Genomic DNA, 25,890 nt, shown 5'->3' on the forward strand with positions numbered 1-25,890 from the left:
TCCAGGAGCCGCATATGAAACCAGGTGCCGCGAACGCCCATGAAACCCTGGACGGCCATGCTGCCGCCGGCGGTATGGGACCGGATCGTGTCCGCCGCATTCTCGCCGACCTGGCGCCCGCCCTGGCCGACCTGCACCGCACGGGCGCCGTGCACGGGGACATCTCACTGTCCACCATCGGCCTGGACGAGTCCGGCCGCGCGCGGCTGCTGTCGCCTCCCCTGATGCCGGCGGCCAACGCCGAGTATGCGCTGCACCGCGACGGCTATGCGGCCTTCGAGCAATACACGGATGACCCCGACACGCCTTGCGGCCCATGGACGGATATCTACGCGCTGTCCGCCACGGCGTGCGCGCTGTTGACCGCCATGCCGCCTCCGCCCGCGCTGGCGCGCTGCGTGCGTGACGATTACGTTCCGCTGGCGCAGCGCTGCGCCCCCGGTGAGGAGGCCTTCTGTGCCGTTCTTGACCAGGGATTGGCCATGGACGCCCACGCGCGCCCGCAGACGATCGACGCGTTCGCGCGCATGCTGCATCTGGATGTGATGCCGGCCGCGGTAAGCCCAATGGCGACGGGAGCGGCAACGGAAACAGAGACGGCGCCCGCAGCCCCAGCGGCGGCGGCACCGACAGCAGAGGCGGCGGGCGCGGCCATGGCGGCAGCACAAGGGGCGGGCGCCGCCGCAGCGTCAAGGGCAGCAGTGTCGAATTCAGCACCCGCACCGGAGCCTGCACCAGCACCCACAATCCCTGCCGCGGCGCCTGCATCGCGCGAGGCGTCGCCGCGCCTGGACCGGGAGCCGGAGATCCTCCCGGGGACAACGCGGGACTTGGAAAAGCACACGGCGGTTCTATCGGCCGCACACGAGTTAAATGATCGGGACGCCCGCAAGACCGCGTCCGTCCCGGTGCCGCCTGGCAAGCAGCCGCCTACGCAACAGCGAGCCCCATGGTTGATGGTCCTGGCCATCATCGTCGCCATCGCGGCCACGGTCTACGTCTGGCTGAGACCCCAGCCGACCCAGCAAGCCGACATCGTCGCCCGCGCCGCCGACAGCGCCTCCGGCAACGCAGCGGCCGGCACCGCCGCAGGGACAATCAACAGTCCGCCGGGAGAAGCGGCGGGGATCGCCTCGTCCAGCACGGATGCGCGCGACACGGCGCCACTGGATATCGCCGCCGAAGGTGCGACTTCGCCGCCGTCCACGAACTCCGCGACACCGGCGGCAGACGCCACCGGCGTCGGTACTCCGCCCGCCACACCGGCGACAGGATCGACTACGGATACGGCAGCGTTGCCTTCCTCCGGCATGGGTCCGTCGAGCCCGCCATCCGCGGCGGCCCCAGCGGTCGGGACGCTGTCCCCTGACACTTCCGCCCCAGCTACGTCCTCCCCCGCGACGTCGGCCCAGGGGGCATCCCCCGCCGTCACATCGTCTCCCGCCACGGCTCGTGCCGCCACCGAATCGCAAAACCCGAGTGCCGGTCCGGCCGCCTTGCCGGCCGCCGCCGCCGAAGCGAAGCCAGGCCGCGACGAACGATCCAAGGCAGCGCTCGCACCGCCGCCGGCCAGCAAGACCCCGGTCACCGTATCGGTCTCGATCCGACCGTGGGGCGAGGTGTTGGTCAACGGTCGTTCACACGGCGTCAGCCCGCCGCTTAATCGCCTGACGCTGCCTCCTGGCAAGTACGCAATCACCGTCCGGAACAAAGCAGGCCCGGACTATCACCAGACATTGGTTGTCACGGCCGGGCGCAGTGCGGCGATTTCGCATACCTTTGAGTGAGCAGGCGTGCCTCGCCACCACACCATCAGGGTGGCGCGTCCCTCATACGGTCCGCGGCGGACATAGGCATCAATTTGACGACTGATCAAGGCATGTAGTCCGGTGGCGGCTCTCCCACTTCGGGAGGCAACGCATATTCGGATCCCATGAGGTTGACTGCCCAGTTGTAGCTGGGCAAAAGACCCAGGAACCCCTCATCGATCGCAAACTCCGCAAAGGTCGGTACAGTCGGTGCCATGGGATAGGGGCCAGGGTAATAAGTCCAGGTCTCCCATTGCTGGTCAATAACATTGCCGTTGTCATAGACAACATTTATCAGGCGCTCCTCCTCATACGGCTCAGTCGGATATTCCGGGGGCGGCGGAGTCGGCTTCTCATCCAGTAACTCGCCACCTGCGTCCTCCGCGGGTGAGAGATTGGAAGCAAAACTGTCCGCACCGCCTTCGAAACGACCCCAGCTCTCCGCGACGTCGCCCGCGCTATTGCTCCCCGTCATGCCAAGGCCTGCCTGGCTGGCGGCCTCCTCTCCAGCGGCGCCCGACTCGCCGAGCATTGCCCCAGCAGCGCCGACCCCTTCACCCACCCCATACGTGACGCCGGCCTCGATCCCCATCGCGCCCAGTTTGGACCACGAATCGGAAAGTCCGGTGGTGTTGTGGATGACATTGGTCAATTCGTTGGTGGCCCAGTTCATTCCTTTCAGGGCGAAAGCAAGCGGGGTGTAGCGCAAGTACTTGGTCCGCATGACACCGGAGAACCAGTTTTCGCCTAGCACCAATGGGTTGTCCTTGTCGGGAAGAAAGCTCAGGACGCCGCCCTTTTGGGTGAAATTCAGCACCCACCGCCCCGCTGCGTTGAACGCGCGCGAGATAAAAGGAGCGTGCCGTGAGAAGAAATTGCCGATGTCATGGTCGATGTGCTTTATCCAATGGGTCAGGAAGAAGTGTCCGGACGGATCGGAGCGATTGATCGGATCGCCGGCGCAGTACGCGTAAGGATTGATCCCGCCCCTGCCGAAGGGGCTATAGGCCGGACTATCGGCCTGGGCGAAGCGCATCAGCGCCGGCAGGTAAGCGCGATAGCCATTACCCAGCATGTACCCTGGCAATAGAGGATCGCGGTATTGGCCGGTATAGCCGGATATCGTCACATTGTTCTTGTCCTGATCCTCGCCGTACGGGCTGTACGCGAACTCCTCGCGATTCGCGCCCGAGCTGGCCGATAGCACCGAACCGGCAGCGTCGCTGGCGGTCAGCCACACTTCACCGCTGCCTCCCCGGTCACTGTACTGGGCAGTGCCTCCCGCCGGCGATCGCAGCAGCCGCGTGGCGTTGGCGCCCTCCACGACGTTCACCAGCGCGCGCCCTTTGTAGTAGAAATAACTCGCACCGCTTCCGTCGACCCGGCTGCGCCGCCGATCGAGCGGATCGTAGGCGTAGTGAGCCGTCCCAGCCGGCGTGGCGACCTGCGTTAGCCGACCCAACTCATCGTACGGACCGAACGCATTGCCCAGGCCGTCGCCAGTGAGCCGGGTGCCCGCATACGACACGGTCGCCGGCGTGCCATTGTGGGCGGGATAGGTGGGATGGGTATTGGAAAAGCTGGACAACATGCAGGGCGCCCCTGCCTGATCGTTGTACTGGAAACTGGCCGTGTTGCTCTGTCCGTCGGGAAAGCTGCTGACGACCTGCGTGACATTGTTGAAGGAATCGAAGGTGAAGACCTGTGCAAGCAAAACATTGCCATAACGGTCCGTGGGGCTGGCGCCCGAGCTTGCCCATTTCGTCAGCCGGTTGCGACTGTCATAGCCGTAGCTTTCCGTACGATAGTTATTGCCGCCCTGCTTGATCGTGCGCTGCGTGAGCAGGTCGGCTTCGTTCCATTGCTGGGTAATCTGCCACGTGGGATCGCCGGACGGTTCGCTGTCTTCCCAAATCGAACGTCCCACTTCACGGCCGTAATCGTCCAGCGTAAGCGGCACTCGCAAGGTATGGCTGGCCGCGGAATCCGAGGTCTGCCAGACAGTAAGCCGGCCAGCGGGATCATAGGTCAGCGTGACCTTCATCTGATCATCGCTCACCTCTCCGATCCTGCCCCAGGAATCGAGCGTGGTGGTACGCACCGCATTATCGACGTGCGTGTACTGGCAACACATGCCGCCGATCGTGTAGTGATCGTACGCCATGGTTCCGGTCGTATTGCCCTGGACCCACGTCTGGCTTTTCAGGCGTCCGGACGCATGGGTGCCGTACTGCGCGGAAGACGCAAGCCCCGCGATTTCCGTCGTCTCGCTGGCAGACTCCAGGGAGCCCGTGGCCGCGTCGTACGTGAAGCTCTGTACGATCGCCGGCGGATCGTCTGCCCCACCGGTCCCGTATGCCTTTATCGTGCCGACCTTGCCGCCGAGTTCCGCAATATAGCTGAACGCACGCACCGGATCGTCGCTGGAGGTCACTCTCGAAGCGCGAGGGTCCATCGTGTGGGTATCGGCATTGGGGGCATCGTATTCGTACTGCCACGAGCCGACGCCAACGTCGGCCGATACGACGCGGCCCAGCCCATCGAAAGCGCGGGTTCCCAGCGTTGTTTCCGGCACCTGCTGCGCCGAATTCGCCAGGGTGATTTCCACGACACGCGGAGCCGGCGTGTCGGCGCCATAGCGCCGCTTGACCACCGTGCCATCGGGCAGTGTCGTCTGCACTGCCCTGCCCCAGTTGTCGTACTCGTACGTCGTGGTACGGCCCAATGGGTCGGTGATGCTGCGCAGCCGCCCCAGGCCGTCGTAGCTCATTGTGCGCGTGCTGTATGGCGCGGCGGAATTCGTATCCGCACCGGCCGCATAGCGGGCAACCTTGAGCAACCTGCCGCCCGCGTCATAGGTGTTCACGACCTGGCCGCTGGTTACGCTGCCTTGTTTGTTCTTGCCGCCGATAACCCTCCTGGAGGTCAGTCCGATGGGATCGACAGCGCGGCCGGTCCACGTGCCGTCGTCGTAATCCACACGGCAAGGAGAGCCCCAGTCGTCGTAGGCGCAGGTGCCGGTGCGGGCATACTCGCCTCCCGTGGCCAGCAGCCAGTCGGCCCGTTTATGGGCTGCCGGCCGGCCCAGGCCATCGTAGGTCCGGCTGACCGTTTTGTACTTCTGCGGTTCGGGTTCGTTCAGCCCGTCGTCCACGCTATTGGGCGCGATATAGAGCGCACGGCCGGCTCCATCCATTCCACGGCAGCGCTTGTTGCCATTCGAATCCGTGACGACCAGCTGGAACGCCTCGTCGGTTCCGCTGGTGATCACATAATCGTACGTCAGCGTGTTTTCGTATATACCGCCGGGATCGCGAGTGCGTGTGAGCAACCGTCCCAAGGCATCATAGGTGTAAGCGGTAACCACGCCTTGCGCGCCGGTCCGCCGCCACAGCCGGCCGGTCAGGGCCGAACGGCTGGCGCTTGTGCTCACCTTCAGACCATCGTGCGTCGTAACGGTGCGGGTGTACAGGATCGCGCCGTTCGAATCCGCGTCCTTCCCGTAGCCGAAATCCTCCGTGGTGGCATAGGCCTGGCCATCGTGGTGGGTGCGGACACGCCGGGTCAGCCGACCGAAATTGGCCGTGTCGCTTGCGTAGGTGAATGTTGTCTCATCCAGAAGCGCCTGGCCGCTGTTACGCGTGCAATGGCTCATTAGGATAGGCATATCGGAGACTCCGGCTACTTGCGCTCGAAACGAGTGATTTGCCTTCAAAGCCCTTGGCGGATCGGCGACGTACCGCCAAAGAGCTCCATACCGAACACAGCGTCGGACAATAGGTCGATGGAGGCTCCGGGCCCTCGTGCAATCACGGCGGCAATCTTGTTCGGTCGATAGCAGATAACCTGATTGTTGCCGCACGCAATCCGGAAAGAAGCGCCCTTCAGCTGTGCGGAGTAATCAATCCCTACGCCCGCCGTCGTCCTGGTCTTGGGGTCCGGGTAGTTGTGCTTATAGGTGAGCGTCCCCGAGAAAGGCCGTTTCGACCCGCCTCCTGACACATCCCAGGCCAATTGCAAGCTCGAACAGCCTGCGAGGTACATCACCTGCAAGCTATAACTCCCCCCAGGCTTCAACGTGAAATTCTTGGTGCCGTAGGAGAGCGCGCAGGAATTCTGGGAATTGACCTTGACGTACATCGAATGCTTCGTACGATTCACCCAATTGAACGTGGCGTTGGCCGACGCTGCATAAGAAGATTGAAGCGCAGCTTGCAGCAAGAAAACCGCGAAGGCACAGATGGCACCGGTGGTTCTTCGCATAATCTCCCCTCCCAAGGGCCCGCATTCATCGGAGAATTCCGGGAAACGCCAGTCGCGGACATTCCGATGCACCGGCTGCCTGCAAGGACGAAGCAGAAGCCGCATGTCGTGCATCGCGTGGCCGTGTGGCCCGAGCCACCGCAGCGCGGGCGCCGCTTTCGATGTGCCCTTGGCAGCGAACACGCGAGCCCATAGTAAGTCGCGGCGAGCCGCGGCTCCGACACCGCAGGGGTAATGTTTTGTGATGATCGATGTCCCGATCGCTGCAGCGCCAGGCCGCTCGCGCGCGGTCAGGCAATCTCCGGTCCGGCGGTCATGCCTATGCCGTTGGGGACCGAGGGATTGCGCAAGCACGCGACCCCGGCCAACCAACTGTTCCCACGCGTCTTACACGCGCGTCGCGTCTTCCGCCTCGTCTGACGCCTCTTTCTCCGGCGCTGCCGTTGCGCGTGGCGGCGCCACGACATCGGATTGGGGCTCGACCATGACCAGCTCCTTGTCGACCTCGGGATCCACGCGCGGGTCCAATGTCGCCGCCGCAGCGGGTGAGCTTTGCAGCGTGTCCGGCATCACCACGAAATGCACCGGCGCGTCCTCCACCTGGTGCTCGTGGGTGACCCGCATCGGCCGCACGGTGAGGACCAGCGTCAAGGCGCAAGCCGACACGAACACGTAGTACATGTTCGGACCGGCCAGCGACATCAGGCCGCCGGCGATCATCGGCCCGATGCAGGCCCCGATGCCATAGGCCATCAACAGGATGGCGCTGAGCCCGACGCGGCGTTCCGGCTCCACATGGTCGTTGGCGAAGGCCGCGCCCAGCGGATACAAGGTGAACTGCAGCACGCCGAAGACGCAGGTCAGGCACAGCACGACCACGAAGGGAAGCGTGGTCCATCCCCACAGCAGGGCCGGCAACACGGCCAGCAGCACGGCATTGACGCGGATCAGCCCGGCGCGATTCACGCGGTCGGACAGCCAGCCCATGGGGAACTGCGACAAAAGGCCGGCGGTAACGGTGGCCGCGACGTAGACGGCCACCTCAGACGTGGAAAAGCCGTGCTTCGCGCCATAAACCGGCGCAAGGCCATAGAAGCCGCCGGACAGCATGCCGGCGACGAACAGCACGGTCATCGACAAGGGCACGCGACGCGCGAAGAACTTCAGGTCCAGCGGCGCGGGCACCGGTGTGGCCGGATGCGAGCGCGCCGTCAGCGCGATGGGCACCAGGCACAGGATCTGGAACACCGCAACCAGCGTCAGCGGCCGCAGATCCAGCGTCGGAAACAGCGTCAGCGACAACTGTCCCAGCACCGTCCCCAGGCCCGACACCAGCATATAGACGGAAAACACGCGCCCGCGCAGCCGGTTCTCGGTCTGCTCGTTCAGCCAGCTTTCTATCACCATGAACTGGGTCACCATGGCGATGCCGGCCACCAGGCGGAAGACCAGCCACAGCGGCAGGATCACGATGGAAGCCTGGGCCAGCACCATGGTGGCGGCGATCGCGGCGCAGGCCACGAAGGCGCGTATATGGCCCACGCGGATCAGCAGTCGATGCCCCAGCCGGGCCCCGCACACCAGGCCCAGGTAATAGCCGGCGATCAGGATGCCGATCCAGAACGGACTGACGGACTGCGCGGTCAGCCGCAGCCCCATGAAGGTATTGAACAGGCCCGTGCCGCACAGCATCAGCAGGGTCGCGGCGTACAACGAGGAAAAAGACGAAATCGTGGCGTACATGGTGCCCCGAGCAACGACGAGAGCCGCACGGGGCGGCTCTCGGATATGGCGGTACTTTCAGTGCAAGGCTGGCCGCATCAGCATTGCGACAGCATGGTCGCGGCGTCGCTGACTTCGAACTTGCCCGGGGCCTCGACGTTCAGCGTCTTGACGACGCCGTCTTCCAGCACCATGGCATAGCGTTGCGAACGCACGCCCATGCCGCGGGCGTTCAGGTCCAGCTCCAGGCCCAGTGCCTTGGTCCAGGTGGCCGAACCGTCGGCCAGCATGCGGACCTTGCCGTCGGTCTTCTGTTCGCGTCCCCAGGCGCCCATGACGAAGGCGTCATTGACCGCCACGCACCAGATCTCGTCCACGCCCTTCTGGCCGAAGGCCGCGGCATTCTGCACGAACCCGGGCAGGTGCTTGGCCGAGCAGGTCGGCGTGAAGGCGCCCGGTACCGCGAACACCACGATCTTCTTGCCCTTGACCAGATCGGCGACCTGGAAGTTGTTGGGCCCCAGCGCGCAGCTTTCGGTTTCGGTTTCGATGAATTCGGTCAGGGTGCCGTCCGGCACCCGGTCGCCGACTTTGATGGTCATGGAGTTCTCCAGTGTAGGGATGAAAAAGCGGTTTACTTGAAATTATGCTGCGAAAACCATTCCAGCATGCGCTGCCATGACTGATCCGCGGCTTCCTTGCGGTAGCTGGGACGGTAATCGGCATGGAAAGCATGGCCAGCGCCCGCATAGACGTCGATCACCGAAGCGCGCGCGGCAGGCGAACCCTTGGCCAGCGCATCCCGCATTGCCTGAACGTCTTCCTGCGTGATACCCGTATCTTCGGCGCCGTAGGCCCCGCGGACGGGGGCATGCAGCTTGTCCGCGATGTCGACGGGGAATGCCGTGCGGATCTTGCCATCGGTCTTGCCGCGCAAGGCGCCATACCAGGCGGCGCCGACCTTCAGCTTGGGATTGTGCGCCGAATACAGCCAGACATAGCGTCCGCCCCAGCAAAAGCCGATGATCCCCAGCTTGTCCGCATCGCCGCCATGGGCGGACGCCCACTTGGCGCAGTCATCCAGGTCCCCCAGCACCTGCGGGTCGGGGATCTTGCTGATCACTTCGGACAACAACTTGGCGACCTCCGTGTACTTGGACGGATCGCCCTGGCGCGCGAACAGGTCGGGCGCGATCGCCATATAGCCGCGATGAGCAAGCCGGCGGCAGACATCCTGTATGTACTCGTGCACCCCGAATATTTCCGGCACCACCAGCACCGTGGCCAGCCCGGTCTTGTTCTGCGGGGCCGCGCGGTACGCCCGCATGTTGCCGCCCGCGGCCGGCACCTCGACCCAGCCGGCGGTCAATCCCTGGGCGTCCGTCTTGATGGCCGTCTGCGCCATGACGGGACCCGCGGCCAGGCAATACCCGGCCGAGGCGGCCGCAGTGGCGATGAAGCCGCGCCGGTCCAGGCGCAACCTGGGAAGAAGGCTATCGAGATGCTTGTCGTCCATGCTCATGGAACCCTGCTCCTGATCAATCGCCGGGGAAGCGCCACGGCGCGCCGCCATCTCCGGCGCCCGTGGCGGACGCCGTGCTGGCCCCTTACATGCCGATCGCTCGGCCCTGCGCCCCGCCCCGTGCGAGCCTGCAACCGGCCGCGGACCTGCCGCGGTCCGGCGGTGGGTCTCAGCGCTTCAATGAAAACTCTACGCGATTCGGCGCGCCATCGTCCTTGATGCCATCGGCCGAAAGCGTGGGCGCCACCATGAATATGCGGTCCATCGGCGCGCCGTCGGCCTGCAGCTGCTCGTAGGCGGCCTGCGCGCGCGCATCGGCGAGCCGGCGCAACTGGGCCTCGCCCGCCGGCGCGGCCTGCCGCATCAGCGCTTCCATCTGGTCCGGCGGCAGCGACTTGGCGATGCCGATGAAATTGCGCGGCTTGTTGTCCAGCTTGGTGTTGTCGTAGGCGTCGGCCAGGTATTTGGCGCGCTCGGCGTCCGACAGCGGCGCCTCGCCGTCCAGGCGGCTGCTCTTGCCCGTGGCCCGGGCGCGGGCGGCGCGCACCCGCATGTCCACCCAGGCCTGGCGCAGCCCGTCCTCGTCGGTGACGGGATCGGCGCGTCCGGAGATATCCATCTTCAAGGAGGGCCGGTCGGCCAGCGCGCTCGCCAGCTTCTTCAGCTTATCCTTGGCCTGGTCGGTCAATACGGCGCTGCCCGGCGCGAAGGCGACATACGACAATTCCTCCCCGCCGCCGCCGAAGGCCGACGCGATCAGGCTGAAGGGCGAGGTGACCGCCTTGACGATGAGATTGCCCAGCACGCGCACGATGATGCCGCCGACGGAGAAACTCGGATCATCCAGCGACCCGGATATCGGCAGGTTGATGTCGATATTGCCGTTGCGGTCCTTCAGCAGCGCGACCGCCAGCATGACGGGCAGCGTGGTGGCCTGCGGGCTGTCGGTCTTGGCGCCGAAGGTGAGTTGGTCCAGCTGCACCCGGTTGCTGGCCTGGAGCTCGCGGTTCTTGATGCGGTACTCCACGTCCAGCGACAGCTTGCCCCGTTCGATGGGATAGCCCACGTACTTGGCGGAATAGGTGGTGAAGCGCGGCAGGTCCACGCCGCGCGCCGAGGCCTTGATGTCGAGCGTCAGGAACTTCGCGAAAGGCTGCACGATCCCGCTGATGGTGAGCGGCGCGGTGCGATACACGCGTCCCTTGACGCTGACATTCGCGGGCTTGGGGTTGGTCGAGGACACGGCGGATACCGACCCTTCGATGGCCGAGAGTTCCGCGGTGTAGTTGGGCCGCACGAAGCGGTCGTTGAAGGTGGCGCGGCCGTTCTTCAGCGTCACGCTGCGCACTGCAATGTCCGGCATCGCGCCGCCCTTGGCGGACGGCGGAGGAGCGCCCCGGCTTTGCGTATCCTGCGTGATGGAGCCGCGCGCCTGGCCGGGCTCGGCGACCAGGTCGAGCACATTCAACCGGCCCTGCGCATTCAGCAGGACATTGCCGTAGAAGTTGTCCAGCGTCACGTCGCCAAGATCGATCGTCGGCTTGCCGCCGGCCATGGATACCGCCATGTCCGCCATGCTGAGCCGCTTCCACGCCAGGAAGTCGGCGCGATTGACGCGGTCCTGGAGGTTCAGGTCGGTGACGTCGATACCGCCTTTCCACGACGCCTTCATCGGCGTGGCGCCCTGCGCCGCCACGAATTCCGCGTCGCCCTTGGCGCCGATCCGTACCGAGCGCACCGTGGCGTTCAGGCTGGACGCCGCGTAAGGGGCCAACTGCGCCACATTGAGGTCGGAAAGATCGATACGCGCCTTGACCGCCAGCGGCTGCAGGCTGACGCTGCCTTGCGACGACAGCGCTCCCTCGCCCAGGATGCCGGTGCCGCGCAGGTCGAACTTCGATGTGCCGGGTCCCAGCGCCAGCCGGTCCAGGCCCAGGGCCAGCGTCTTGACGGCAACGTTGACCGGCGGTTGCAGGGTTTCGTCGCGCGCCGATGCATCGGCCAGGTCCAGCTTCACGTCGGTCGCCTGGGTGACATACACGCCGCCCTTGTCGGTGACATTGATTTTGGCCGAAGCGCCGGCGGTGCCGCCCAGCAGCGTGACCGGCGCGACGCTGCGCACCGCCCCGGCGAACGGCTTCAGCGGCAGGCGCGCGGCACGCAGGTCCAGGTTCAGGGCCAGCGGCTGCAGGATCAGGCCGCCGCTGCTTTCCAGGGTGGCGCCGTCGGGATTGGCCGCGCTCACACGGAGCGCGATGGGCTGGTCCTTGGGCTGCGGCAATTGCACGTGCTCGACCGTCACGGCCAACTTATCCAGCGCATAGTCCAGCTGCGTGCCGGCGTCACGCACCTGCAGCTGGCCGTCGACCACGCTGATTTTGTCGATGGACACGCGCCAAGGGTCGGGCGCCGCGGCGGGCTGCGGAGCTGTAGGAGCCGACGTCGTTGTCGGGGCTGTCGTTCCGGCGGGAGCCGTCGTACCTGCGGGAGCCGCCGTTCCTGCGGGCACTGTCGTTCCTGCGGGATTTGCCGGCGCGGAGGGTCCCGGCGCCGGGGGCGTCGCAGCCGGCGCCGTGGCGGGCGTACCGGGGGCCGGACCCGCGGGCGCGCTCGCGGCGGCCTGGCCGGTTGGCGGCGCCGCGCCACCCGTCGCGCCGCCTGCCGCGCCTTTATCCGCCTGCGCCGCCTTGCCGGCCGCCAATGGCGTTGTCGCCGTCTTGACGGTAGACACGGGCGGCGGACCGTCCGTCCTGGCGCCTGCGCCCAGCCGCTGGAGTTTATCCACCACGTCGATCCAGTTGATGCGCTGGTCGGCGTAGCGGCGCGTCTGGATGCGCGGCGCGGCCAGTTCCACTTCGCCGATATGCAGGCGCCGCTCCAAGGGCAGCAGATCCACGCCGCGCACGTTCAGCGACTGCCACGCCAGCAACCCGTCGTCCGAGGCCTCGCGCAGGTCGAGTTCGCGCAGGCTCATGCCGCCGGCGATGCGCAGCTTGGGCGTGGCGTCCTTGGGCTGTTCGAACGCGATGCGCAGATCCGAATCCAGCAAGCCACGGTTCAGCTTGATGGGCAGCGGCACACCCCAGGCATCGGCCCACTGCTCCAGCGCCAGTCCCTTGAAGTTGACATCCAGGGTGGAGGTCGGCACGGCATCGAAGGGGCGCGCCGTCCCGTGCAGATCGAAGGGGCTGCCGTTGATGCGCGCGTGGAAGCGTGGCAGCACGTCGATATCCGTGGCGTAGCCGAAGTTCGAAATGAACGGGACGCCCAGCGCGATTTCGTCGATGACCTGCTTCTTGCCCGTCACCTTGTCGTCGAGGGTGATCGAGCCGTCCTCCAGCCGCATATTGTTCAGCGAGAAGCGCGGCAGCGGCTTGTCCTGCTCTTCGGGCGCCGGCGGCTCGCCGGCCGACAGCGCCGCGAGCTTCTGCTGCACGTCGGAGAAATTGAAATGCGCCTGGCCGTCCCGCACCAGCGCCAGGCGAGGTTGGCGCAGCACCAGGGCGTCGACCACCGGCGCGAACCAGAACAGCGAGCGCCAGGATGCGCTGATATCGGCCTGCGCCAGCGCAAACAAGGGTTGCGCGCCGCCGGGCTGGGCCACGGCAATGTCGTGCGCCCGCAATGTCAGCGTAAACGGATTGAAGGTGATCTTGCCGACTTGCACGTCGCGGCCCAGCATCCCTGCCACGTCGCGCGTCAAGGCCCGCCGCGTGAATTCCGGCACCTGCCAGGCGGCCAGGGCGAACAGCAGCAGGATGAACCCGACGATGCCCCCAGTAATCCGCAAAAACCGCCGCGTGATTCGTATTCGGGGCAAACGCAAGGGCATCGGGGGTCTCCTGTCGAGGTTGCGGCATTATCGCCCCGGGGCCGGAGCGCGTCCATTATGATCGTGGTCGCACAGCCTTCCGCCGCCAGGGCACAGCGCGCCATCATAAATAAGCGCGCCGTGCAGACACGGCGGACACACAGTTCGTTTCAAAACCTCAATTGGCCGCCGTTGGCGAGCGCACGCAGATGCCGAATCCTCCCCCTGCTTTGAGTCACCTCGATGAATCCGGCCAGGTCCGCATGGTCGACGTCGGCGGCAAGACCGTCACGGCTCGCGTGGCCATCGCCGCGGCGCGCGTGCGCATGAACGCCACGGCGTATGGCCTGCTGACGCAGCCGGGACAGGGCAAGGGCGAAGTCCTGAACACCGCGCGCGTGGCGGGCATGCTGGCCGCCAAGCGGTGCGCGGACCTGATCCCCCTGTGCCATAGCCTGCCGCTGTCCTTCGTGGGCGTGGACTTCGCGCTGGACGACGCCGGGCACAGCATCGATATCCGCGCCACGTGCCGCACCGATTTCCGTACCGGCGTCGAAATGGAGGCCATGACCGCCTGCAGCGTGGCTGCACTCACCATCTACGATATGTGCAAGGCCGCCGACAAGGGCATCGTCATCGAGCAGGTCCGCCTCGAATACAAGGCGGGCGGGAAAAGCGGCGAGTGGCATGCGCAGCCGTAGCAGAGGGTCGGGACCGGTGACGCCGGCTCCTGTCGGCGCAGGCGCCACGGGACGCCTTGTCCGGGAGCGTCCCGTCACGCTCGCCGGACCGGCCGCGGCGCCCCGCCGGCGGGGGTAGAATGCCAGAGTCCTGTCATGCGGCCCTGCCCGGGCCGGCGACCGCGCCGCCATCGCGCGCGCCGCGGCGGCAGGGCGCCAGGCGAACGATTTCGGGCCGATGGCCCAGAGGTGCGCGGTGAGCGGAAACCATGTGAACCCCGGCATGAGCCCGGCCATCAATCTTCTGTATTTTGCGCACGTCGCCGAACTGACCGGGCGCCGTGCCGAACCCTGGCCGTTGCCCGAGCCGGCCATCACGGGCACCGCGCTGCTGCAGAGCCTGGAACAGCGCTATCCGCAGTTGGCGCCCGCCGGCCGGCTCAAGCTGGCGGTGAACCAGACCCACGCCAAGCCATCCGTCACCATCCATGCGGGCGACGAAGTGGCCGTCTTCGAACCCGTCACGGGAGGTTGAACGCCATGGTCGTCGTCCAGGACGCCGATTTCGACGCGTCGGCCTTGCTGGCCGGCCTGCGCGCGCGTGCGGGCGCGGCAGCCGGGGCCATCGTCACCTTCACGGGCTATGTGCGCGACTTTTCGGCCGATGAAGCGACGGAGACGCTTTTCCTGGAACACTACCCCGGCATGTGCGAACGCGAGCTCGAAGAGATCGGGCAGCAGGCCATGTCGCGCTGGCAGGTGGTCGACTTCATCATCGCGCACCGCGTGGGCGCCCTGCCCCGCAATGCTCAGATTGTTTTCGTCGGCGCGGCAAGCGCGCATCGCGGGGATGCCTTCCGCGCCTGCGAATACATGATCGATGCGCTCAAGACGCGCGCGCCCTTCTGGAAGCGGGAAACGCTGGCCAGCGGGCGCAGCTTCTGGGTGGAACAACGTCAAACCGATCATGACCGGACCCGGTCCTGGGACGCCGGCAGCACGGGCTTTTCGAAGGAAAACAAATGAGCGAGCAGAACAACGATCGGAAGGTATCACTGGCGTGCGCCGTCCTGACGGTCAGCGATACGCGCACCGCCGGCAACGATACCTCGGGGAACTGGCTGGCCGAGACGCTGGCGCGCGACGGCCACGATTGCGTGCGCCGCGACCTGGTCAAGGACAACATCTACCTGATCCGCCGCATCGTCAGCGACTGGATCGCCGACCCCGAAGTCCAGGTCATCGTGATAACCGGCGGCACCGGCTTCTCGCACCGCGATTCGACGCCGGAAGCCGTGACGGCGCTGCTCGACAAGGAAATCCCGGGCTTCGGCGAACTGTTCCGCCATGTGTCGTACCAGGAGATCGGCAGCTCTACCATCCAGTCGCGCGCGCTGGCCGGCTATGCCAACGACACCCTGATTTTCTGCCTGCCCGGCTCCACCGGCGCCTGCGAAACCGCGTGGAAGCACATCCTGCGCGAACAGCTCGACAGCCGGCACAAGCCGTGCAACTTCGCCACGCACTTGCAGAACTCGGGACGCTCGCGCTAAGGCGCGGGCGCGCCTGCTACGCGCGAACAAGGACCACGATGCTAGATTTCGACGACGCCCAGACCCGGCTCGCCAACGGCGCGCCCCTGCCCACGACTGCCACCGACATGCCCCTGCGCGAAGCCATGGGCCTGGTGCTCGCGCGGGACCTGACCGCCACGCTGGACCTGCCGCCCGCGGACAACAGCGCCATGGACGGCTACGCCCTGCGCCATGCCGACTACCGCGAAGGCGCCCGCCTGCCGATCGACCAGATCGTCTATGCCGGCCACACGCCGCAGGCGCTGCAGCCCGGCCATGCCAGCCGCCTGTTCACCGGCAGCATCATGCCGGCCGGCGCCGATACGGTCGTGATGCAGGAAGACACCCGCGAAGCCGACGGCCACGTCGAAATCACCCGCGCCCCCCGGCAGGGCCAGCACGTGCGCCGACGCGGCGAGGACACGGCGACCGGCACGCCGCTGCTCGCGGCCGGCACGCGCATCGGCCCCGCGCAGATCGCCCTGCTGGCTTCGCAGGGCATCGTCCGCGTCAGCGTGCATCCCGCCGTGCGGGTCGGCATCCTCACCACCGGGGACGAACTGGTCGCGCCCGGCGAACCGCGGGCCGACCACCAGATCTACAACTCGAACGGCGCCATGCTGGCCGCCCTGGTCGAGAACATGGGCGGCCGCGCCACCCACGTCCTGCATGCCGCGGACGAGGAAGCCAGCCTGAAGGACGCCTTCCAGACCCTGACCCGCGAATGCGACCTGGTCATCAGCATCGGCGGCGTATCCGTCGGCGACAAGGACCTGGTCAAGCCGGTGCTGGAAAGCCTGGGCGCCACGCTGGACCTGTGGCGCGTGCGCATGAAGCCCGGCAAACCCGTCGCCATGGCCCATGTGGGCGGCACGCCGGTGGTCTGCCTGCCCGGCAATCCGGTGTCGGCCTTCGCCGTTTTCGCGGTGCTGGTCTCGCCCCTGCTACGGCGCATGCAGGGCCGGCGCGAGCTCTTCCCGCAGGTCAGCATGCTGACCTTGCGCACGGAAGACCCGCGCCAGGACAGCCGCGAGGAATTCCTGCGCGTGCGCCGCATCGTGAACGCCGGCGGGGTCGGCGAATTGCAGGCGTTCGACAAGCAGGGATCGGGCGTGGTCAGTTCATTGCCCTGGGCCACGGGGCTGGCGCGCATTCCGGCCGGCGTGCCGGTGTACGACGGCGAGAAAGTCGCCTACTACGACTTCAGCCACTGGCTGTCGTAGCGGCTGGCGCGGCTCAGTTCGCCGGTCGTATTCACGTTCATGAAGGCATCGGCCTGGTCGTCGAAGGCAACTTCGACGCAGCCGACGCGCGATTGCCAGGTGTCGACCTTGCGGCCGCCCTCGTCCAGGTATTTCAGCAGATCGGGCAACAGGTCGCGCGACAGCAGCATGCATACGGGCTGGCGACGGCCGCCGGTGCAGGCGACCGCCACGCGGGGGCCGGCGGACGGCGACGCCAGGGCATGAGCCAGGCGCGCCACCAGGCTTTGCGGCACAAAGGGAACATCGCAGGGAGCGGTGGCGAGCCACGGATGCTGCGAGGCCTCCAGGCCCGCGGCCACGCCGGCCAAGGGGCCTTGCCATGTGCCGTGCGCGGGATCGTCGGTCACCACCTGGCCGTAATCGGCATAGCGCTCCAGGTTGCGATTGGCGCTGATCAGCAAGGCGCTCACCTGCGGCCTGAAACGGCTGGCGACGTGCTCGACCATGGGACGGCCGTTCAGCAATGCGAACCCCTTGTCGGCCTCGTCCATGCGCGAGCCGCGGCCGCCCGCGAGAATCAACCCGGCGATCTGCGAGGTCTCCATGGGGTTCAGGGCGCTCAACCGCCGATGTAGCTCATCTCGACCTTGGGCCCCGATCCCGCGGCGGGCGTACCGGCCACCCGGCCTTCGGAATAATGGTCGTCACGGCCTGACCAGATGCCCGCGATGGCCGCCGCCAGCCGGTCGTCGTCGGCACCACCCCGGATCAGCGCGCGCAGATCGTGGCCCTGGCTGGCGAACAGGCACAGGAACAGGCGCCCCTCGGGCGACAGGCGCGCGCGCGTACAGCCTTCGCAGAAAGCCTGCGTGACACTGGAGATCACGCCCACCTCGCCGGCGCCATCGGCATAGGCCCAGCGTTGCGCCACGCGGCCCATCGGGTCGGTTTCCAGGGGCACCAGAGGAAACTCCGCGCCGATGCGCGCCAGCACGTCGGCGCTGGGCAACACCTCCGCCATATTCCAGCCGTTGGTGCTGCCGACATCCATGTATTCGATGAAGCGCAGCACGTGGCCCGTGCCGCGGAAGTGGCGCGCCATCGGCATGATCTGGTCGTCGTTGACCCCGCGCCGCACCACCATGTTCACCTTGACGGGTGTCAGGCCCGCTTCGGCCGCGGCGTCGATGCCGCGCAGCACGTCGGCGACCGGAAAATCGGTGTCGCTCATGCGGGCGAACATCTGCGCATCCAGCGCATCCATGCTGACCGTCACACGATTCAGCCCGGCATCCTTGAGCGCGCGCGCCTTGCGCGCCAGCAAGCTGCCGTTGGTGGTCAGGCTGAGCTCCAGCGGCTCGCCGTCCGGCGTACGCAATCGGGCGAGCATGCCAATCAGCGTTTCGATGTTCTTGCGCAGCAAGGGTTCTCCGCCGGTCAGGCGGATCTTGCGCACGCCCAGTCGCGCGAACACATTCGCCGTGCGCGCAATCTCTTCGAAGGACAGGAGCTGCGCGTGCGGCAGGAAGGCATGGTTGCCGTCGAACACATCGCGCGGCATGCAGTACGTGCAGCGGAAGTTGCAGCGATCCGTGACCGATATGCGCAGGTCGCGCAGCGGCCGCGCGCGGGTGTCGCGCACGGGCTGTCCGGGCTCCGGCAGGACGGGCGCGCCGGAGCTGGCGCGCGGCGCGGCGCGATGGTCGGTCAGGAAAATGACTTTGGACATGGTGGGATCATCATAACGTGCCGGCCGCAGGCCGGGCCATGCAGGATCGATGGCATCAACCGAACGCCTCCTGCAGCGTCTGGATGCGGCCGGTCTCGGTGGCGTCGTAGCCCACCAGCTGGCCGACATAGTTCTTGTAGTCCGCGCCTCGCATGATGGCCAGCAGGGCCTGCATGGCGGGCGACTCCAGGGCCGACTTGCGTATGGCGAAGAAATACCGCTCCTGCGCCAGGGGAATGAAGTCCAGGCCGAAGCGGTGCGCGGCGGTTTCCACGCCGATGCCGGCGTCCGCCATGCCGCTGGCGATATGCGCCGCCACCGCCATGTGGGTGAACTCGCTGTTCTCGTAGCCTTGCACACGTGTCAGCGGAATGTCCAGCCGGCGCAGCATCAGTTCGACCAGATGCCGTGTGCTGGAGCCGATCTGGCGGTTGACGAAGCGCACGTTCGGGCGCGCCAGGTCGGCGACCCCGCGGATGCCCTTCGGATTGCCCGGCGTAACGAACAGCCCGGTATTGCGCACGGCCAGGTGTATGAGCAGGTGCTCGGCGGGATCGAGCCATTGCGCGTAATGCCGCATCATGGTTTTTTCGAATTCCCCCTGCGGCACCTGGAAGCCGGCCAGGTCGCATTCGCCGCTGTCCAGCGAGGCAAGCGCTTCCGTCGCGGTGCGATAACGCAGTTCCAGTCCGGGCTGCCGTTCGCTCATGTGCTGCATCAGCGCTTCCACGGCGAAGCCATGGCTGGCATGCAGCTTCAGGTGCGGGCCGCTTTCCGGCAGCAGGCGCTCCAGGTCCTCCTGCAGTTCGGACGCCAGGCTTTCGAGCATCGGCATCAAGCGGGCCTCGATGCGCCGGTTGGCCCACAACAGGCGCTGCGCGAAGGGCGATAGCTCCGTGCCCTGGCGCCGGCGCGTGATCAGCAACGGCGTACCGAACACGGCCTCGAAGCGGCGCAGGACGCCCCAGCCATGGCGATAGGACAAGCCACAGGCGCGGCAGGCGCCGGCGATATGGCCGAGCGCGTCGATGGCCGCGAGCAGCGACAGCACCTCCTGCAGGGCGACGCCGTCGTCGGCGCTGTCGCGCGTCAGCCACCAGCCCGGGCGCAGGGCGATACGGAAGCCGGTGCTCATGGCTGCGACGCCGCCCCGTGCAGGCGCCGGTCCCCCGGGGCATCACCGCGCCGCGGCTGCCGGTGAGCAGGCAGTGGCCCGCCGCCGCACGGGCACCGTGCCACGCCACAACCGCTTCGGGATGCCGGCTTATAGGCAAACTTGTTCATATTGAAACGCATCGAATCCGGGTTTAGAGTCGCGTCCAAGAGACAACAGCGCCATATATTATGTTCCAAAAAACATATTAGCGCTGCCAGAAAACGATCTGAGGGAGTCCGACTCCATGCAAGAAGGCCACGCCAGGGCGGACCTGGCATCCAACGGCGGCGCACGCGGGGGCGAACTCGCCCACCAGACCGCAGCCCGATCCGATCATCCGGCCATCGCCGCCGCGGCGCGTGCCGTCGCCGCGCACAAGGATGTGCCCGGGGCCCTGCTCCCCATCCTGCATACGGTGCAGCACGAACTGGGCTGTATTCCGCCGGAGGCGGTGGCACCCATCGCCGAGGCCCTGAACCTGTCGCGCGCCGAAGTGCACGGCGTGATCACCTTCTATCCGCACTTTCGCCAGAAGCCGGCCGGCCGCCACATCGTCGAAGTCTGCCGTGCCGAGTCCTGTCAGGCCATGGGCGGCGAGCACATCGCCGACCATGCGCGCAAGAAGCTGGGCTGCGACTTCCATGCCACCAGCGCGGACGGCGCATACACCCTGGAACCCGTGTACTGCCTGGGGCTGTGCGCGCAGTCACCGGCCATGCTGGTGGATGGCGTGCCCTATGCGCGGCTGACGCCCCGGCGTTTCGACACCATCCTCGGCTATGTGAAGGAGGGTTCATGAACGCGTCCGCCGCTCCCATCACCGTCTATGTGCCGCGCGACGCCGCCGCGCTCGCGGTGGGCGCCGACGATGTCGCCCGTGCGATCGAAGCGGAAGCCGCGCGCCGCGGGCAGGCCGTGCGCATCGTGCGCAACGGTTCCCGCGGCCTGCTGTGGCTGGAGCCGCTGGTGGAGGTCGCCACGCCGGCCGGCCGCCTCGCCTACGGGCCGGTGCAGGCCGAGGACGTTCCGGCGCTGTTCGACGCCGGCTGGCTGCAGGGCGGCGCGCATGCGCTGGGCCATGGCCTGACGGAAGAGATCCCTTACCTGAAGCGCCAGGAGCGCCTGACCTTCGCCCGCGTCGGCGTTATCGACCCGCTTGATCAGGACGACTACACGGCGCATGGCGGGCTGCAAGGCCTGCGCCGCGCGCTGGATTTGGCGCCGGCGCAGATCGTCGAGGAAGTACAGGCCTCGGGGCTGCGCGGACGCGGCGGCGCGGCCTTTCCGACGGGCATCAAGTGGAAGACTGTGCTGACCACGCCGGCCGAGCAGAAGTACATCGTCTGCAACGCCGACGAAGGCGACTCGGGCACCTTCGCGGACCGCCTGTTGATGGAAGGCGACCCGTATGTGCTGATCGAAGGCATGGCCATCGCCGGCCTGGCGGTGGGCGCCACGCTGGGCTACATCTACGTGCGCTCCGAATACCCGCACGCCATCGCGGCGCTGGAAGACGCCATCGTCCGGGCGCGCGCCTCCGGCTGGCTGGGCGCCGACATCCTGGGCAGCGGACGGGCCTTCGACCTGCACGTGCGCAAGGGCGCCGGCGCGTACATCTGCGGCGAAGAGACCTCGCTGCTGGAAAGCCTGGAAGGCAAGCGCGGCGTTGTGCGCGCCAAGCCTCCGCTGCCCGCCATCGCCGGCCTGTTCGGCAAGCCGACGGTCATCAACAACGTCATTTCGCTGGCCTCCGTCCCCATCATCCTGGCGCGCGGCGCAGCGTATTACCGCGACTACGGCGTGGGACGTTCGCAAGGCACGCTGCCCTTCCAGCTGGCCGGCAACCTCAAGCAGGGCGGCCTGGTGGAAAAGGCGTTCGGCCTGACGCTGCGCGAACTGCTGTACGACTTCGGCGGCGGCAGCGCGTCCGGACGGCCGCTGCGCGCCGTCCAGGTCGGCGGGCCCCTGGGCGCCTACCTGCCCGAATCGCAGTGGGACGTGCCGCTCGACTACGAAGCCTATGTCGGCATCTCGGCGATGATCGGCCATGGCGGACTGGTCGCCTTCGACGACAGCGTCGACATGCTGCGCATGGCGCGCTACGCGCTGGAGTTCTGCGCGATCGAATCCTGCGGCAAGTGCACGCCCTGTCGCATCGGCTCCACGCGCGGCGTGGAGACCATCGACCGCATCGCCGCGCGCGGCGCCGATCACGAAAAGCAGGTGCACCTGCTGCGCGATCTGTGCGACACCATGCTGGGCGGATCGCTGTGCGCCCTGGGCGGCATGGCGCCGTACCCCGTGCTTTCGGCCCTGAACCATTTTCCGCAGGATTTCGGCGTATCGAACGCCGGCGCGACCCATCCGGCCTGAACGGCGGCCGGAGAACGGCGCGTACTGGAGACAACACCATGTTGGAAACCGTCATCAAGCGTGAACGCGACTATGGCACCCCGGCCCGCGTATCCGGGCAATACGTCAACCTGACCATAGACGGCCAGGAGATCAGCGTGCCGGCCGGGACGTCGGTCATGCGGGCGGCCGCCGAAGCGGGCATCAATATCCCCAAGCTGTGCGCCACCGACAGCCTGGAAGCGTTCGGCTCGTGCCGCCTGTGCCTGGTGGAGATCGACGGCCGCCGCGGCTATCCGGCGTCCTGTACCACGCCGGTCGAAGCGGGCATGGTGGTGCGCACGGAAACGCCCAAGCTGCACGACCTGCGCCGCGGCGTGATGGAGCTGTACATCTCCGACCACCCGCTCGACTGCCTGACCTGCCCGGCCAACGGCGACTGCGAGCTGCAGGACATGGCCGGCGTGGTGGGCTTGCGCGAGGTGCGCTACGGCTACGGCGGCGAGAACCACCTGGACGACGCCAAGGACGAATCGAACCCCTACTTCACCTACGATCCCTCCAAGTGCATCGTCTGCAACCGCTGCGTGCGTGCCTGCGAGGAAACGCAGGGCACCTTCGCGCTGACGATTTCCGGCAAGGGCTTCGACTCGCGCGTGTCGGCCGGCCAGGACCAGCCCTTCATGGATAGCGAATGCGTGTCCTGCGGCGCGTGCGTGCAGGCCTGCCCGACCGCGACGCTGCAGGAGAAGACCGTCATCATGATGGGCCAGGCCGAGCACTCCGTCGTGACGACCTGCGCCTATTGCGGCGTGGGTTGCGGCTTCAAGGCCGAAATGAAGGGCCAGGAAGTCGTGCGGATGGTGCCGTGGAAGGACGGCCAGGCCAACCGCGGGCACTCCTGCGTCAAGGGCCGTTTCGCCTGGGGCTACACGACGCACAAGGAACGCGTCACCAAGCCGATGATCCGCAAGAACATCAGCGATCCGTGGCGCGAAGTGTCCTGGGAAGAGGCCATCGGCTACGCCGCATCGGAGTTCAAGCGGCTGCAGGCGCAGCACGGCCGCGACGCCATTGGCGGCATCACGTCCTCGCGCTGCACCAACGAGGAAACCTGGCTGGTACAGAAACTGGTGCGCGCCGGCTTCGGCACCAACAACGTCGATACCTGCGCACGCGTATGCCATTCGCCGACCGGCTATGGCCTGAAGCAGACGCTGGGTGAATCGGCGGGCACGCAGACTTTCGATTCGGTGATGTTTTCCGACGTGATCGTGGTGATGGGCGCCAACCCCAGCAGCGCCCACCCCGTCTTCGCGTCGCGGCTCAAGCGCCGCCTGCGCGAAGGAGCCCGGTTGATCGTCATCGACCCGCGCCGCATCGAGCTGGTCAGCTCGCCGCACGCCAAGGCGGACTTCCATCTGCAGGTGCGGCCCGGCACCAACGTGGCGCTGCTCTCGTCCCTGGCCCACGTCATCGCCACCGAGGGACTGATCAACGAGGCCTTCGTCGCCGAACGCTGCGAAACCAAGGCCTTCCAGGAATGGCGCGAGTTCGTGTCGCGGCCGGAGAACTCGCCCGAGGCGATGGAAGCTGTCACCGGCGTGCCGGCCGCGCTGGCGCGCGGCGCCGCGCGCCTGTATGCCACCGGCGGCAATGCGGCGATCTACTACGGCCTGGGCGTCACCGAGCACAGCCAGGGCTCGACCACGGTCATGGGTATCGCCAATCTGGCCATGGCCACCGGCAACGTCGGCCGTGAAGGAGTGGGCGTAAACCCGCTGCGCGGCCAGAACAACGTACAGGGCTCCTGCGACATGGGCTCATTCCCCCATGAGCTGCCGGGCTACCGCCACATCTCCGACGACACGACGCGCGGCCAGTTCGAACGCGACTGGGGCGTGACGCTGCAGCCGGAGCCCGGCCTGCGCATTCCCAATATGTTCGAGGCGGCGCTGGCCGGCACCTTCCGCGGCCTGTACTGCCAGGGCGAGGACATCGTGCAGTCCGACCCGAATACGCAACACGTGGCCGCGGCGCTGGCGGCCATGGAATGCATCGTGGTCCAGGACCTGTTCCTGAACGAAACGGCGAAGTACGCCCACGTCTTCCTGCCCGGCTCGTCCTTCCTGGAGAAGGACGGCACCTTCACCAATGCCGAGCGCCGCATCTCCCGCGTGCGCAAGGTCATGGAGCCGCGCAACGGCAAGGCGGATTGGGAAATCACCATGGATCTGTCCAACGCCATGGGCTACCCCATGAACTACCGCCATCCCAGCGAAATCATGGAGGAGATCGCGCGGCTCACGCCGACCTTCGCCGGCGTGACCTACGAGAAGCTGGAGCGCCTGGGCAGCGTGCAATGGCCATGCAACGACGAAGCGCCGGAAGGCACGCCCATCATGCACGTGGACGAATTCGTGCGCGGCAAGGGCAAATTCATCATCACCAAGTACGTCGCCAGCGAGGAGCGCAGCACGCGCAAGTACCCGCTGCTGCTGACGACCGGCCGTATCCTGTCGCAGTACAACGTGGGCGCGCAAACGCGGCGCACGCCGAATGTGATGTGGCATAGCGAGGACGTGCTGGAAATCCATCCGCAGGACGCCGAGGACCGCGGGATCGCCGATGGCGATTGGGTGGGCGTGCAGAGCCGTGCCGGCGAGACCGTCCTGCGCGCGGTGCTGACCGACCGGGTCCAGCCCGGCGTCCTGTACACCACCTTCCACTTCCCCGAGTCCGGCGCCAACGTCGTCACGACCGACAATTCGGACTGGGCCACCAACTGCCCGGAGTACAAGGTCACCGCGGTGCAGGTAATGCGGGTATCACAGCCGTCGGAATGGCAGCGCGAATGGAGCCGCTTCACCGACATCCAGCAGAAACTGCTCGCGGCCCGCGAAACCGCGCCGGCCGGCAAGTAGGAGAGCATGGAAGCGCTCGACACCCCGCAGCCAGCCTCGGTGCGCGCCAGCGTGCTGCGCATACGCGGCGGCGCACTGGCGCCGGCCTCCGATTACGACGTGCTGGCCGAGGAAACGCCCATCGCGCTCGAGTACAACGGCATCAGCCACGCCACCATGCTGGCCACCCCCACGGATCTGGAAGATTTCGCGATCGGCTTTTCCCTGACCGAGGGCATCGTCGACAGCGCGCACGATGTACGCGACATCGAACTGCGCGCGGACAGCGACGGCGTGGTGGTCGCGGTCACCATTTCCAGCGCCTGCGGGGCGCGGCTCAAGCAACGGCGCCGCGCCCTGTCCGGCCGCACCGGCTGCGGCCTGTGCGGCGTCGAAACGCTGCCCGAAGTGCTGCGCGATATCCCGGCCGTGCCACCGGGCCCGCGCATGACGGTGGGCGCGGTGCTGGCCGCCATGCGGGCCATGCGCGGACGGCAGGCGCTGCATGGCCTGACCGGCGCCACGCATGCCGCCGGCTGGGCCGACGCACACGGCGCGGTCGGCCTGGTGCGCGAAGACGTGGGCCGCCACAACGCGCTGGACAAACTGGTCGGCGCACTGGCACGGCACGCGCCCGGCGCCGCGCCGCATGCCGCCGCGGGCGCCGGCATGATCGTCGTGTCCAGCCGCGCCAGCTTCGAAATGGTGCAAAAGACCGCCGCCGCCCGCGTCGGCATCCTGGCCGCCGTGTCGGCGCCGACGGCGCTGGCCCAGCGGCTGGCGGACCGGCTCGGCATCGCGCTGCTGGGTTTCATGCGCGACGACAACGCCACGCTGTACGCCCATGCCGAGCGCATCGCGCCCTGAAGAACAAGGAGACCACATGGACATCGGCAATCTCATACGCATGGCCAACCGCATCGGCGACTTCTTCGACGCGATGCCGGACCGCCCCGAAGCTGTCGAGGGCGTGGCCAACCATATCCAGAAGTTCTGGGAGCCGCGCATGCGGACAGAACTGCTGGAATTCCTGGCCCGCCACCCCGATGGCGTGGACAACGACATCACGCTAAGCCCCATCGTGCTGGAAGCGGTGCAGGGCAACCGTGAACGGCTGACTCCGAAGACGGCCGTGCACTGACCGCAAGCCGTACGCGGCGGAAGA

The 25,890-nt window shown here is 67.0% G+C and carries 20 protein-coding genes; 11 read left to right on the forward strand and 9 right to left on the reverse strand.

Going from position 1 to position 25,890, the window contains the following annotated elements; all coding sequences use genetic code 11:
• Positions 1–14 precede the first annotated feature (14 nt).
• Entirely contained in the window at positions 15–1,787 is a 1,773-nt protein-coding gene (locus BAU07_RS21885) for a hypothetical protein (RefSeq protein WP_066662443.1), read from the forward strand.
• Between the two features lie 85 nt (positions 1,788–1,872).
• Here BAU07_RS21885 and BAU07_RS21890 read toward each other — a convergent pair whose 3' ends face one another.
• From BAU07_RS21890 to BAU07_RS21915, 6 genes are all read right to left on the reverse strand, one after another.
• Positions 1,873–5,475, reverse strand: a complete 3,603-nt coding sequence (locus BAU07_RS21890) for an RHS repeat-associated core domain-containing protein (RefSeq protein ID WP_084025915.1) — start codon at positions 5,473–5,475, stop codon at positions 1,873–1,875.
• Positions 5,476–5,519: 44 nt separating this feature from the next.
• Complete coding sequence (locus BAU07_RS27265; protein WP_157122387.1) at positions 5,520–6,254, reverse strand: hypothetical protein; 735 nt, start codon at positions 6,252–6,254, stop codon at positions 5,520–5,522.
• Positions 6,255–6,458: 204 nt separating this feature from the next.
• On the reverse strand, positions 6,459–7,814 hold the full coding sequence (locus tag BAU07_RS21900; protein ID WP_066662451.1) for an MFS transporter: 1,356 nt from the start codon (positions 7,812–7,814) through the stop codon (positions 6,459–6,461).
• Positions 7,815–7,891: 77 nt separating this feature from the next.
• Positions 7,892–8,395 carry a peroxiredoxin gene (locus BAU07_RS21905; RefSeq protein ID WP_066662453.1) on the reverse strand — a complete coding sequence of 168 codons (504 nt, stop codon included), beginning with the start codon at positions 8,393–8,395 and terminating at the stop codon, positions 7,892–7,894.
• Positions 8,396–8,427: 32 nt separating this feature from the next.
• A complete protein-coding gene (locus BAU07_RS21910; protein WP_066662456.1) occupies positions 8,428–9,315 on the reverse strand; it encodes a dienelactone hydrolase family protein in 888 nt (295 codons plus the stop codon).
• A 169-nt stretch (positions 9,316–9,484) separates the two neighbouring features.
• Positions 9,485–13,147, reverse strand: a complete 3,663-nt coding sequence (locus BAU07_RS21915) for a DUF748 domain-containing protein (RefSeq protein ID WP_066662460.1) — start codon at positions 13,145–13,147, stop codon at positions 9,485–9,487.
• Between the two features lie 188 nt (positions 13,148–13,335).
• Here BAU07_RS21915 and moaC point away from each other — a divergent pair, with 188 nt between their 5' ends.
• The 5 genes from moaC (at position 13,336) to BAU07_RS21940 (ending at position 16,603) form a co-directional block, all read left to right on the forward strand.
• Positions 13,336–13,827, forward strand: a complete 492-nt coding sequence (gene moaC / locus BAU07_RS21920; RefSeq protein WP_066662463.1) for a cyclic pyranopterin monophosphate synthase MoaC — start codon at positions 13,336–13,338, stop codon at positions 13,825–13,827.
• A gap of 262 nt (positions 13,828–14,089) precedes the next feature.
• Entirely contained in the window at positions 14,090–14,341 is a 252-nt protein-coding gene (locus tag BAU07_RS21925) for a MoaD/ThiS family protein (RefSeq protein WP_066662469.1), read from the forward strand.
• Between the two features lie 5 nt (positions 14,342–14,346).
• Positions 14,347–14,832 (forward strand): molybdenum cofactor biosynthesis protein MoaE, encoded by a 486-nt coding sequence (locus BAU07_RS21930; protein ID WP_066662471.1) that lies wholly within the window; start codon positions 14,347–14,349, stop codon positions 14,830–14,832.
• Positions 14,829–15,359, forward strand: coding sequence for a molybdenum cofactor biosynthesis protein B (gene moaB / locus BAU07_RS21935; protein WP_066662473.1), 531 nt, complete (start codon positions 14,829–14,831; stop codon positions 15,357–15,359). Before BAU07_RS21930 ends, moaB begins: the two co-directional genes overlap by 4 nt.
• A 38-nt stretch (positions 15,360–15,397) precedes the next feature.
• Entirely contained in the window at positions 15,398–16,603 is a 1,206-nt protein-coding gene (locus tag BAU07_RS21940; RefSeq protein ID WP_066662475.1) for a molybdopterin molybdotransferase MoeA, read from the forward strand.
• Here BAU07_RS21940 and mobA read toward each other — a convergent pair.
• Genes mobA through BAU07_RS21955 form a run of 3 tightly spaced genes read right to left on the reverse strand, consistent with a single transcriptional unit; the run spans position 16,576 to position 19,449 of the window.
• Entirely contained in the window at positions 16,576–17,190 is a 615-nt protein-coding gene (mobA, locus tag BAU07_RS21945; RefSeq protein WP_066662478.1) for a molybdenum cofactor guanylyltransferase MobA, read from the reverse strand. The two genes, BAU07_RS21940 and mobA, sit on opposite strands and share 28 nt — an antisense overlap.
• Positions 17,191–17,204: 14 nt before the next feature.
• Positions 17,205–18,314, reverse strand: a complete 1,110-nt coding sequence (gene moaA, locus BAU07_RS21950) for a GTP 3',8-cyclase MoaA (RefSeq protein ID WP_066662480.1) — start codon at positions 18,312–18,314, stop codon at positions 17,205–17,207.
• A gap of 55 nt (positions 18,315–18,369) precedes the next feature.
• Entirely contained in the window at positions 18,370–19,449 is a 1,080-nt protein-coding gene (locus BAU07_RS21955) for a substrate-binding domain-containing protein (protein WP_066662482.1), read from the reverse strand.
• 265 nt (positions 19,450–19,714) lie between these two features.
• Here BAU07_RS21955 and BAU07_RS21960 point away from each other — a divergent pair, with 265 nt between their 5' ends.
• Genes BAU07_RS21960 through BAU07_RS21980 form a run of 5 tightly spaced genes read left to right on the forward strand, consistent with a single transcriptional unit; the run spans position 19,715 to position 25,866 of the window.
• Positions 19,715–20,269, forward strand: coding sequence for a formate dehydrogenase subunit gamma (locus tag BAU07_RS21960; protein WP_066662490.1), 555 nt, complete (start codon positions 19,715–19,717; stop codon positions 20,267–20,269).
• Positions 20,266–21,843, forward strand: a complete 1,578-nt coding sequence (locus tag BAU07_RS21965; RefSeq protein WP_066662492.1) for a formate dehydrogenase beta subunit — start codon at positions 20,266–20,268, stop codon at positions 21,841–21,843. Before BAU07_RS21960 ends, BAU07_RS21965 begins: the two co-directional genes overlap by 4 nt.
• A 38-nt stretch (positions 21,844–21,881) precedes the next feature.
• On the forward strand, positions 21,882–24,746 hold the full coding sequence (gene fdhF, locus BAU07_RS21970; RefSeq protein ID WP_066662494.1) for a formate dehydrogenase subunit alpha: 2,865 nt from the start codon (positions 21,882–21,884) through the stop codon (positions 24,744–24,746).
• Positions 24,747–24,752: 6 nt separating this feature from the next.
• Positions 24,753–25,592 (forward strand): formate dehydrogenase accessory sulfurtransferase FdhD, encoded by an 840-nt coding sequence (gene fdhD / locus BAU07_RS21975; RefSeq protein WP_066662496.1) that lies wholly within the window; start codon positions 24,753–24,755, stop codon positions 25,590–25,592.
• Between the two features lie 16 nt (positions 25,593–25,608).
• Positions 25,609–25,866, forward strand: coding sequence for a formate dehydrogenase subunit delta (locus BAU07_RS21980; RefSeq protein ID WP_066662498.1), 258 nt, complete (start codon positions 25,609–25,611; stop codon positions 25,864–25,866).
• The last annotated feature ends 24 nt before the right edge of the window (positions 25,867–25,890 follow it).

This window comes from Bordetella flabilis (assembly GCF_001676725.1).
Classification (GTDB): domain Bacteria; phylum Pseudomonadota; class Gammaproteobacteria; order Burkholderiales; family Burkholderiaceae_B; genus Bordetella_C; species Bordetella_C flabilis.